This window comes from Streptomyces sp. NPDC037273 (assembly GCF_055603625.1).
This window is the reverse complement of sequence record NZ_JBVJVO010000020.1, coordinates 1-11,200: the sequence shown is the minus strand read 5'-3', so window position 1 is coordinate 11,200 and position 11,200 is coordinate 1. Positions and strand designations below refer to the sequence as shown.

The 11,200-nt window shown below is 69.9% G+C and carries 11 protein-coding genes and 1 riboswitch; of the genes, 1 reads left to right on the top strand and 10 read right to left on the bottom strand.

What is annotated here, in order from left to right; translation table 11 throughout:
• Nucleotides 1-98 precede the first annotated feature (98 nt).
• Nucleotides 99-198: riboswitch (glycine riboswitch) on the bottom strand.
• Nucleotides 199-311: 113 nt separating this feature from the next.
• Nucleotides 312-677, top strand: coding sequence for a PRC-barrel domain-containing protein (locus ACZ7G1_RS34805; protein ID WP_470879134.1), 366 nt, complete (start codon nucleotides 312-314; stop codon nucleotides 675-677).
• Between the two features lie 96 nt (nucleotides 678-773).
• On the opposite strand, the gene ACZ7G1_RS34800 is transcribed toward ACZ7G1_RS34805, so the two are convergent.
• The 10 genes from ACZ7G1_RS34800 to ACZ7G1_RS34755 form a co-directional block, all read right to left on the bottom strand.
• A complete protein-coding gene (locus ACZ7G1_RS34800) occupies nucleotides 774-2,207 on the bottom strand; it encodes a DNA polymerase IV (protein ID WP_470879135.1) in 1,434 nt (477 codons plus the stop codon).
• A 110-nt stretch (nucleotides 2,208-2,317) separates the two neighbouring features.
• A complete protein-coding gene (locus ACZ7G1_RS34795) occupies nucleotides 2,318-2,935 on the bottom strand; it encodes a MerR family transcriptional regulator (protein WP_470879137.1) in 618 nt (205 codons plus the stop codon).
• Between the two features lie 192 nt (nucleotides 2,936-3,127).
• Nucleotides 3,128-3,601 (bottom strand): bifunctional nuclease family protein, encoded by a 474-nt coding sequence (locus tag ACZ7G1_RS34790; protein WP_367827877.1) that lies wholly within the window; start codon nucleotides 3,599-3,601, stop codon nucleotides 3,128-3,130.
• A gap of 53 nt (nucleotides 3,602-3,654) precedes the next feature.
• Nucleotides 3,655-4,398, bottom strand: coding sequence for a transcriptional regulator FtsR (gene ftsR, locus ACZ7G1_RS34785; protein ID WP_470879139.1), 744 nt, complete (start codon nucleotides 4,396-4,398; stop codon nucleotides 3,655-3,657).
• 29 nt (nucleotides 4,399-4,427) lie between these two features.
• Nucleotides 4,428-5,369 carry an FHA domain-containing protein gene (locus tag ACZ7G1_RS34780; protein WP_470879151.1) on the bottom strand — a complete coding sequence of 314 codons (942 nt, stop codon included), beginning with the start codon at nucleotides 5,367-5,369 and terminating at the stop codon, nucleotides 4,428-4,430.
• A 79-nt stretch (nucleotides 5,370-5,448) separates the two neighbouring features.
• On the bottom strand, nucleotides 5,449-6,438 hold the full coding sequence (locus ACZ7G1_RS34775; RefSeq protein WP_470879140.1) for a DUF881 domain-containing protein: 990 nt from the start codon (nucleotides 6,436-6,438) through the stop codon (nucleotides 5,449-5,451).
• Entirely contained in the window at nucleotides 6,435-6,767 is a 333-nt protein-coding gene (locus ACZ7G1_RS34770; protein ID WP_015032176.1) for a small basic family protein, read from the bottom strand. The genes ACZ7G1_RS34775 and ACZ7G1_RS34770 overlap by 4 nt, the downstream gene beginning before the upstream one ends.
• Complete coding sequence (locus tag ACZ7G1_RS34765; protein ID WP_470879142.1) at nucleotides 6,764-7,693, bottom strand: DUF881 domain-containing protein; 930 nt, start codon at nucleotides 7,691-7,693, stop codon at nucleotides 6,764-6,766. The genes ACZ7G1_RS34770 and ACZ7G1_RS34765 overlap by 4 nt, the downstream gene beginning before the upstream one ends.
• 100 nt (nucleotides 7,694-7,793) lie before the next feature.
• Complete coding sequence (locus ACZ7G1_RS34760; protein WP_470879144.1) at nucleotides 7,794-10,289, bottom strand: sugar phosphate nucleotidyltransferase; 2,496 nt, start codon at nucleotides 10,287-10,289, stop codon at nucleotides 7,794-7,796.
• Nucleotides 10,290-10,404: 115 nt separating this feature from the next.
• Nucleotides 10,405-11,013, bottom strand: a complete 609-nt coding sequence (locus tag ACZ7G1_RS34755) for a CDP-alcohol phosphatidyltransferase family protein (RefSeq protein ID WP_470879146.1) — start codon at nucleotides 11,011-11,013, stop codon at nucleotides 10,405-10,407.
• Nucleotides 11,014-11,200: the final 187 nt, after the last annotated feature.

Below are 11,200 nucleotides of genomic sequence, written 5' to 3'. Positions count from 1 at the left end.
TCAACCTGAGAGTTTCACCGGCACGCCTCGCGGCACGCCGGCTTTCACCGTCGGTGAGAGCGAGTGCCGTCGGACACCGCTCTGCTTTCCAGAGTGACCTCGTCCGCGCGGTACAGGGGCCTGAGAGATTCCGGGGAGGATTTGCTCCTTCGGCGCCCACCGGAAGGTTTCTCCGGGGGACTCTCCCGCACAGGGTCGACAGCCACAGCCAGCCTACCAGCGCGGTTGTCCCTCCCATCGCTCAAGTGGCCGACATCCCAGTTGTGCACTTTGGTAGGGGTGTAGAGCAGTTGCGACCAGTTGGAGGGACCGTGCAGACCGACATCGATCCGCGCAGCCTGATCGGCCGCAAGGCGTTCGACCGCAACGGACACAAGATAGGCACCGTGGACGAGGTGTACCTCGACGACGCGACCGGCATCCCCGAATGGGCCGCCGTCCGCACCGGCCTCTTCAGCCGGGACGCCTTCGTCCCCCTGGAACCCAGCGATCTCCTCGCGGACGGCCTCCACATCCCCTTCGAACGGGCGCTCATCAAGGACGCCCCCGACTTCGGCGTCGGCCGCCACCTCTCCCCCGAGCAGGAGCTCCAGCTCTACCGCCACTACAGCCTCACCCTCCCCCCGCCCCCCAGCGACTACCCCGACACCGACTTCGGGCGCCTCGCCGGCCCCTGACCCCCGGCGCCCCGCCCCGGCCGACCTCCGCGGGGCGCACCCCCACCCACCCGCACGACCGCCGGCCGGCGCGGGTGGGGCACAGTCGCGGCCGTCTCACCCCACCAGGGGCAACGGCTCCCCCTCCACCAGCTCCGGATCGTCCACCGCGAAGGTCCGGACCCGCCCCGGTACGGCCGACCTCGGCTCCTCGAACCGCACGGTGACCCGCCCGAGCCCGCTGCCTTGCACCCACCCGGCCCCGTACACCGCATGCCGCACATCACGCCCGGGCGCCCAGTGCCGCTCCACGGGCCCGGCAGCCTCTCCCGCCACTCCTGCCCCCTCCGCGTCCTCCAGGCCGCCCACGGGGCCCTCAACGGCCGCGGCGGCGCCTTCCGCACCTTCCCCCACCCCCGCTTCCGCACCTGGACCCTGACCCGGACCCGCGCCCGCCTCCGCACTCGCACTCGCACTCGCACTCGCCTGCGCGAACAGGTCCTCCTGCGTGTAGTCCGCGAGCCCGCTCACCCCGACCCCCAGGAGCCGTACGCCCCCGGTGGTGTCCACGGCCTCGAGGAGCCGCCCCACGGCCTCCCTGACCACCGTGGGATCGTCCGTCGGCCCCCGCAGCGTCTCGGACCGCGTCAGCGTCGAGAAGTCGTACCGCCGCACCTTCAGGACGATGGTCCGCCCCGAGTGCCCCGAGGCCCTCAGCCGCCCCACACACCGGTCGGCGAGCCGGTCCGCCTCGCCCCTGATCCGCACCCGGTCGTGCAGGTCCACGTCGAAGGTGTCCTCGACCGACACGGACTTCGCGTCCCGCTCGGCGACCACCGGCCGGTCGTCGTACCCCCGGGCCATCCGGTACAGCGAGGTCCCGTGCGCCCGCCCCAGGAGCCGTACGAGCTCGTCCTCGCCCGCCTCCGCGAGGTCGGACACGGTGGTCATGCCGGCCCTCCGCAGGTGCTCCCCGGTGGCGGGCCCGACCCCGGGAAGAATCCGCACGGACCTGGGCCCGAGCAGCTCCCGCTCGGTGCCCGGCTCGATGAGCACGAGACCGTTCGGCTTCGCCTCCTCGGAGGCGATCTTCGCGATCATCTTCGACCCCGCGAGCCCCACGGACCCCGTCAGCCCCGTCGTCGCCAGGATGTCGGCCCGCAGCCGCTCCCCCACGGCCCGCGCGCTCGCGCTGTCGTCGGCCACACCCCCGGCCTCCAGATCGACGAAGGCCTCGTCCAGGCTGAGCGGCTCCACGAGCGGCGAGAGTCTGCCGAGCAGCTCCATCACCTGCTCGCTGATCGACCGGTAGAAGGCGAACCGCGGCACGAGATAGGCGGCGTTCGGCGCCAGTCTGCGCGCCTGCCCCATCGGCATCGCCGAATGCACCCCGAACCGCCGCGCCTCGTACGAGGCCGTCGCGACCACACCCCGCGGCCCCAGACCGCCGACCACCACCGGCTTTCCGCGCAGGCTCGGCTTCGCCGCCTGCTCGGCGGCGGCGAAGAACGCATCCATGTCGAGATGCAGGATCGTCGGCGCGGCTCTCACGGTTCCGATGCTGCCCTACGCCACTGACAACGGCCCCGCACACGATCGGCGGGGCCGCTGAAGTTCCGGCTTCGTACGAATCGATCCGCGGGGCCGCGAAAGGGGCCGGCTCAGACGGCCTTGTCGCGCCGGCGCCTGGCCAGCTCGTCACCCGGGTTGTGTCCGACCAGCGTCTCGCCCGTGTCGACGCGCTCCCCGTGCAGCTGCGAGAGCGCTGCCTCGACGTCCCGCCACACGACCCCGACGGCGATCCCGAAGACGCCCTGCCCGCCCTGGAGCAGGTCGACGACCTCGTCCGGCGAGGAGCACTCGTAGACCGTGGCGCCATCGCTCATGAGCGTCATCCGCTCCAGATCGCGAAAACCCCGGGCCCGCAGGTGCTGCACGGCGGCCCGGATGTTCTGCAGCGCCACCCCGGTGTCGAGGAAACGCTTGACGATCTTCAGCACGACGACGTCGCGGAAGCTGTAGAGCCGCTGCGTCCCCGACCCGTACGCGGGCCGCACACTCGGCTCCACGAGCCCGGTGCGCGCCCAGTAGTCCAGCTGGCGATAGGTGATCCCGGCGGCGGCACACGCCGTCGGTCCGCGATAGCCGACGGCCTCGTCCGCCGTGCCGGCACTCGCGTCCGTCCCGAAGTCGCCCACACTGCCGTGAAGCGGATACGGACCGCTCTCCCCGGACACACGTCCGAGCGAGCTACCTGCCGTACCGTCCGCGCTGCTCATCACGCCGACCCTCCGTCCTTGACCTGCCCACACGAAGGTAGGCAGTCACCAGGGGTGCGTCAACGATCGCCACACTCGGCACGCCGAGTGATAATCACCCTGAGAGTGGTTTCCCTGATCTCTCCCCGGGGAAAGGCTACTCGTTTACTCCGACGGCACCCCGCGAACGGCCTCCGGCCGCGGCTTCGCGCCTCACTGGCTGTTGGTCCCGAAGTCCTCCGGTGAGATCTGGTCGAGGAACTCGCGGAACTTCTCCACCTCGTCCTCCTGCTCGTCCGGAATCGCGATGCCGGCGTCGTCCAGCACACCGTCACTGCCGAAGATCGGCGTCCCGGTCCGCAGGGCCAGCGCTATCGCGTCGGACGGCCGCGCGCTCACCTCGACGCCGCTGGCGAAGACCAGCTCGGCGTAGAAGACCCCGTCACGCAGATCCGTGATGCGGACTTGGGTGAGCTCCTGGCCCACGGCCTCCAGCACGTCCTTGAACAGGTCGTGCGTCAGCGGCCGCGGCGGCGCCATCCCCTGCTGGGCGAAGGCGATCGCGGTCGCCTCCCCCGGTCCGATCCAGATGGGGAGATACCGATCGCCTCCCACTTCACGCAGGAGCACGATCGGCTGGTTGGAGGGCATTTCCACCCGGACACCCACAACGTCGAGCTCGTTCACACAGCAACCCTAGGACGTGCCCGACCGGTTTGGATAGTCGGGCCCCTCGGGGCTCACTGCAGCCGGATGCCCAGGGCCGTCTGGACGAGCGCCGCGTGCAGCCGTACGGACTGCGCCGCCAGCTCCTGCGCGGTGGCCTCCGCATGGGCCCTGGTCTGCGGATTCCGGTGCCGGCGCAGCGGTGCGACCACCTGCTCGATCAGCCCGGCCTCCCGGTCCGCGGCCGCTTTCACGGCCCGCAGGTGGCGCGGTTCCAGACCGAATCTCCCCAGATCCGCTACGAGTCTGGCGACCGTCACGCTCTCGGCGTCGTAGCCTCCGCCCTCTGTCTCGGCGATCAGACCGTACGACTCCCACTCGGCGAGCTCGGCCTCGGTCACCTCGGCGGCGGCGAGCAGCTCGGCCCGCCCGATCCGCGCGGCGGTCGGCGCCTCCGCGTCCTGCTCCCAGGCCCCCTCCAGGAGGTCCCGCCGGCGCCCGGGCGCCGGAAGCCTGATCTGCTCCCCGCGGGCGAGGGCGTCGAGATGCTCGCGGATGACCTTCAGCGGAAGATAGTGGTCACGCTGCATCCGCAGGATCTGGGCGAGCCGCTCCACGTCCTGCGGGCTGAACTTCCGGTATCCGGAGGCCGTACGCCGGGGCTCGACCAGCCCCTCGGCCTCCAGGAACCGGATCTTGGAGATCGTCACTTCGGGAAATTCGTCGCGCAGCTGGTTCAGCACCGTACCGATGCTGACCAGCCGGTCGCCCGCGGTGGCGGTGCCGGATCCGGCACCGCCCGTCGGTGTTCGCAGCATGGACCTTCCCTGAAGGCTTCTCCGAGGCGTCACACGCCTCGCTGGCTCGAGTAGAAGACCAGCCGGTACTTGCCGATCTGCACCTCGTCGCCGTTGGACAGAACGACCGAGTCGATCGGTTCACGGTTCACGTACGTGCCGTTGAGGCTGCCGACATCGGAGACGGTGAAGCTGCCGTCCTGCGCCCGCCGGAACTCGACGTGCCGCCTGGAGACGGTGAAGTCGTCCAGGAAGATGTCGCTCTGCGGGTGGCGGCCGGCCGTGGTCAGCTCGCCGTCGAGCAGGAACCGGCTGCCCGAGTTCGGACCCCGGCGCACCACGAGGAGCGCGGAACCCGACGGCAGCGCCTCCACGGCCGCCAGCGCCTCGGGAGAGAGCGACGGCAGCTGCGTCTGGCCGGTGACCTCGGCGTCGTACGCCTCAAGGCCCGAGATGGAGATGGTCGACGTCGTCTCCGACGCGCGCTCGGCGGCGACCCCGCCCCGCAGCGGCGTGCCGCAGTGGGAGCAGAAGCGGCTGTCGGCCGTGTTGCGGTGACCGCACCTCGTACACACCGGCATGGACGCGTCCTCCTGCCGCGGCAGCCCCGCGGAGGTCTGGGTCGCGTACGGATCGGGGGCAAACCCTCCACCCGTACTTGAGGTTGATGGTTCTCCGAAACCTATGCGGGCGGCACCGGCGGGGTCAACAGACGACGCGCCCTGAGTGCCCGGAATGTCACCGCCCTGGCCGCCGACCTCATCGCGGAAGAGCGGGCGCTCGGCACCCTGCTCCTCGCTCTGGGCGTGGCGCGACGCGCGGTGCTTGGCGTTACCGCCGTCCTCGCGTCCGCTCTTGCCGAACAACTTCGCAAAAAAACTCACGGGCGATTCCCCTTGACCGAAACAGACCCGCCCGTGGGGCAGGACGAACCGAGATCCATCACACCTGCCGACCCGGACACCTTCACAACGTCCGTATCCTCCGGACAGTTTCCACCACGCACCACCGTTGTGGTGCGCCGACCCCCCGCAACGTCATGCCCTTGTCGCGGGACCCCCTCGTCCCCGCTCACTGCGAGGACGACCGAGCGTAGTCAGGCCGCTTCGCGGGTCGCAAGGCGTCGACGACGATCTTCGCCGACCGCTCCACCCGGGCCGTGGCCTGCTCCTTCTCGAGGGTCTGCACGACACCGCCGGGAATGTTGAGCGCGGGCTCGAGATCCTCCGGCTTGCCGATGACCTTGAAGACGTACGGAGCGGCCACCTTCGTTCCATCGATCCGCATGTCTTCACCGCTGCCGGTGAAATAACTGTCCGCGACCACCCGCACACCGTTGACCTGGATCGCCTCCGCGCCCGCGGCACGCAGCTCCTGGATCGCGTCGAGCAGCATGTCCGACTCGACGGCACCGGTGGGATCGCCGACGGTCAGCGTGATGCCGGGCCCCTGGGCCGCCACCGTGCCGGCCAGGATGCCGAGCTGCTGCTCCTTCTCCTGGGTCTGCTTACGGGCCTCCTCGGCCTGGTCCGAGCTGGACTCCAGCTCGGAGCGCTGCTTCTCGAGCCGGGCCTGCTCGTCCTCCAGGCGCTGCGTCCGGTCGTCGAGCTCGTCGAGGATCCGCACCAGGTCCTCCTGGCGCGCCCCGCGCAGCGCACTGTTCTCGCTCGTCGACGAGACCTGGATCGCCAGGCCCAGCCCGAGCACGAACAACAGCAGCGCCACGATGAGTTGGGCCCGCGTCACCCGCGGCGGCCACAGCGCGGACGCCAGCCTCCGCCGCCCGTTCGACTCGTCCCCGGCCACCGCGCCCGGCCCGGGCGCCGGGACGTCCTGGCCCAGCGCGTCACCACCGACAGCGCCCTCAGACGCCACCGGGACCACCGGCACCTCCGGCGCCCCAGCGGCCTCGGCCGCGCGCGGGCTCTCGACGCCACCGGCGTCCCCGCGCCCCTCGGGCTTCCGCGGGTCCTGGGAGCTCTCGGGGTTCCGGGAGTCCTCGGAGTTCTGGGGGTTCTGCGGGTTCTGCGGGTTCTGGGGGTTCTCGCTCATCGGCCTCACGCCCGGAAGACATGGCGGCGGATCGCGGCCGCGTTGGAGAAGATCCGGATGCCGAGCACGACGACCACACCGGTCGACAGCTGCGCGCCCACGCCCAGCTTGTCGCCGAGGAAGACGATCAGCGCCGCCACCACGACGTTCGACAGGAACGACACCACGAAGACCTTGTCGACGAAGATCCCGTCGAGCATGGCCCGGAGACCACCGAACACCGCGTCGAGGGCGGCGACCACGGCGATCGGAAGATAGGGCTCGACCACCGCCGGAACCTCGGGACGGACCAACAGTCCGACCACGACTCCGACGATCAGGCCCAGTACGGCGATCACGATGTGCCCTTCCCTGTGTCTGCCGTGGCCCGACCGGACGGCGTCGCCGCCCCGGCCCCCCTCGGCTCTGCGGTACGTACGGTCAGACTCGGCGCGGCCGGCAGGCTCACGTCGCCCTCGGCCGAGATGCCGCTCCTGATCCCGAAGTTCTCCACCAGCGCGTGCAGATACTGCCCGTCGGCGCTGTCCTGGAACGCTGTGCTCAGCCGCTGCCCGTCCCCGATCGCGAGGACGGTGTACGGCGGCACCAGCGGCCGGTTGTCGACCAGTATGGCGTCACCGGCCGCCCTGATCGCGGACAACGAGGTCAGCCGCTGACCGTTGATCGCGACGGCCTCGGCGCCCGACTCCCACAGCCCGTTGATCACGCGCTGCATGTCCCGGTCACGCACCCGGCCCGTGTCCGAGAAGCCGCTGCTCTCCCGCGGTCCGCCGCCACCGGTGTCGGTGCCCTTGGCGTCGTCGATCACGAGCTTCACGCCGGGCCCGTGCACCGGCGTCGCCCCCGAGAGCAGCGCCACGAGCTCGGCCTGGTCGCCGCCGTGCTGCTGCAACGCCTGCCGCTGGCGGTTCCCGACCTCGGTCCTGATCCGCTCGACGTCCCGTTCGAGACCGTCCGCCGCCGAGGTCTCCGCCTCGATCCGGTCGATCAGCTCCTGCCGCTCCTTGGCGACCACCGGGGCGGAGATCCGCGCCTCGGCGGCGCCCACCGTCACCACGGCGGCCGCGAGCACCAGCCCCGCGGCGACGCCGAGCTTGGCCCGCAGGCTTCGGGGCAGACCACCGCCCTCGGCCGCGCGCCGGGCCGTGGCCTCCGCGTAGCCGTCGTCGAGCGCGTGGTCTATCACGTTGTTCAGCAGCGACATCGACGCGTCCGGGCGCGGCGGTGGTGATCCGGTGCTCCGAACGGGGGGCTGCTGCGACATGCCGCACATCGTCGCACGTCGCACGGCCTACCGCCGAATGCCCCCCGTACGAGGCCGGGAGGCACCCCACGGGCACCTCCCGGCCGAACGCTCCGATCCGTCAGCGACCTGCGCTGTCGACCACCTCGGCCCACTCGTCGAGCAGCGCCTGAGCGGAGGCGTCGTCGGGCCCCTCCGCCCAGAGATGGGTGACGGCCTCGGCCGGGTCGGGCAGCACCATCACCCAGCGCCCGTCCGCCTCGACCACCCTCACCCCGTCGGTGGTGTCCACGGAACGGCTGCCCGCCGCCTCCACCACCCGGCGCATCACCAGGCCCTTGACGGCCCACGGGGTCGCGATGTCCTTCTTGAGGACGTGTGCCCTGGGAATCCGCGCGTCGATCTGGCTCAGGGTGAGCTGGGTCCGCGCCACCAGGCCGATCAGCCGCACGAAGGCCGCGGCCCCGTCGAAGACGCTGCTGAACTCGGGCACGATGAACCCGCCGCGCCCGTCACCACCGAAGATCGTCGACTCCTCACGGCCGACCCTCGTGAGGTCGTCCGGCGACGTCGTCGTCCACTCCACCTGGGTGCCGTGGTACGCGGCGACCTGCTCCGCGATGCGGGTGGTCGTCACCGGCAGCGCCACCCTTCCCGAGCGCCGCTCGGCCGCCACCAGGTCCAGCATCACCAGGAGCGCGCGGTCGTCCTCGATGATCCGCCCCCGCTCGTCCACGAGCGAGAGCCGCTCGCCGACCGGGTCGAACCGCACCCCGAACGCCGCCCGCGCCGAAGCGACGATCTCCCCCAGCCGTACGAGCCCGGCCCGCCGGCTCTCCGCCGACTCGGTGGGCCTGGACTCGTCGAGCCCCGGGTTGATCGTCAGCGAGTCGACCTGGAGCCGCCCGAGCAGGCTGGGCAGCACGAGCCCGGCACTGCCGTTGGAGGCGTCCACGACGACCTTCAGCCCCGCCTCCGCGATCCCGGAGGTGTCGACGTTCCGCAGCAGCGAGCCGGTGTACGAGTCGAACACGCTCGCCGGGAAGGACAGGTCACCGATCTCCCCGGGGAACGCCCGCCGGTACTCCTGACGTGCGAACACCCGGTCGAGCTTCCGCTGCCCGCCCTGCGAGAGGTCCGCACCCCGCTCGTCGAAGAACATGATGTCCACGGAGTCCGGCACCCCGGGCGAGGTCCGCACCATGATCCCGCCGGCGCTTCCCCGCGCGGTCTGCTGCCGCGCCACCGGCAGCGGCACGTTCTCCAGATCCCGTACGTCGATGGCGCTGGCCTGCAGCGCCGAGATCACCGCCCGCTTCAGCGCCCGCGCACCCCGTGAGTGGTCGCGCGCGGTGGTGACCGTCGCGCCCTTCTTCAGGGTCGTCGCGTACGCCCCCGCCAGCCGCACGGCCAGCTCGGGCGTGATCTCCACGTTCAGAATGCCGGAGACACCCCGCGCCCCGAAGAGATGCGCCTGCCCCCGGGACTCCCAGATGACCGAGGTGTTGACGAAGGCACCGGCCTCGATCGTCTTGAACGGATACACCCGGACGTTGCCCTGCACGATCGATTCCTCACCGATCAGGCACTCGTCCCCGATGACGGCCCCGTCCTCGATCCGGGCGGCCCGCATGATGTCGGTGTTCTTCCCGATCACACAGCCGCGCAGATTGCTCTGCTGGCCGATGTACACGTTGTCGTGGACGACGGCCTTGTGCAGGAAGGCACCGCTCTTGACGACGACGTTCGACCCGATGACCGTGTGCTCGCGGATCTCCGCGCCGGCCTCGACCTTGGCGTAGTCACCGATGTACAGCGGCCCGCGCAGCACCGCGTCGGGGTGCACCTCGGCGCCCTCGGCGACCCAGACCCCGGGCGAGATCTCGAAGCCGTCGATGTCGACCTGGACCTTGCCCTCCAGGACGTCCGCCTGAGCCTTCACATAGCTCTCATGGGTGCCGACGTCCTCCCAGTAGCCCTCGGCGACATAGCCGTAGATCGGCTTGCCGTCCTTCATGAGCCGCGGGAACACATCACCCGACCAGTCCACCGGAACGTCCGCCTCGACATAGTCGAAGACCTCGGGCTCCATCACGTAGATGCCCGTGTTCACCGTGTCCGAGAAGACCTGGCCCCAGGTGGGCTTCTCCAGGAAACGCTCGACCTTTCCCTCTTCGTCGACGATCGTGATCCCGAATTCCAGCGGATTCGGAACCCTGGTCAGACAGACCGTGACGAGGGCGCCCTTCTCCTTGTGGAAGGAGATCAGGTCCGTGAGGTCGAAGTCGGTGAGCGCGTCACCCGAGATGACGAGGAAAGCGTCGTCCTTCAACGCTTCCTCGGCGTTCTTCACACTTCCCGCTGTACCGAGTGGCTTCTCCTCATTGGCATACGTGAGCTCCATGCCGAGCTCCTCGCCGTCGCCGAAGTAGTTCCTGACGAGCGAGGCGAGAAACTGCACGGTGACGACGGTCTCATTGAGACCGTGCCTCTTGAGCAGTCGTAGGACGTGCTCCATGATCGGCCGGTTCACCACCGGCAACAGAGGCTTGGGCATGCTCGAGGTCATCGGGCGAAGGCGTGTGCCTTCGCCACCGGCCATCACGACGGCCTTCATGTCGGAAGCGTCCTCCTTGAAGAGACGACGGTCCTGCCGACTTCACCTGTCCGCTAGTAGCCCTCGGCTGTCCTCGTTGTTGCCGGCGACGCTGCTCGACACAGGACGGACGGGCTCAATCGGCCGTTGTATCCGTCTTCACGAGTCGACGGACCTGGACCACGTAGAGGATCCCTGCCCACCAATACAGAGTTGTACCCCATCCGGCGAAGGCCCACCCGAAAACTTCAGCGAGTGACGAAAGCCAGCTCGTTCCGTCACTGAGAAGCAGCAACGGGAAGGCATACATCAAGTTGAAAGTCGCAGCTTTCCCGAGGAAGTTCACCTGCGGCGGCGGGTACCCGTGCCGGCGGAGGATTCCCACCATCACGAGCAGCATGGCCTCACGCGCCAGAAGGGCGGCCGTAAGCCAAAGCGGAAGGATCTCCCGCCAGGTAAGACCCACCAGCGTGGACAGGATGTACAGCCGGTCGGCGGCGGGATCGAGCAGCCGGCCGAGGTTGCTGATCTGGTTCCAGCGCCGCGCGAGCTTGCCGTCGAGATAGTCGCTGACACCACTGAGCATCAGGACGAGCAGCGCCCACCCGTCACTGTTGGGCCCGCCGAACTCCGGACGGAGAATCAGCCACAGAAACAGCGGCACGCCAGCGAGGCGCGCCATGCTGAGAATGTTGGGGATGGTGAGGACCCGGTCCGTCTGAACGCGAGTCTCCTGGACCTCCACCCGGGGGCCTCCTGCTGGGCTGGTGCCGACATTGCCCCCCGACCTTACCCTCAGCCACCCCCTCCCCCGCACGGGGCCCCTCCCGCCACCACAACGCAAAAATGCCTCAACCCCCGGAATAAATCCGGGGGTTGAGGCTAAAATTTGTTCGGCGGCGTCCTACTCTCCCACAGGGTCCCCCCTGCAG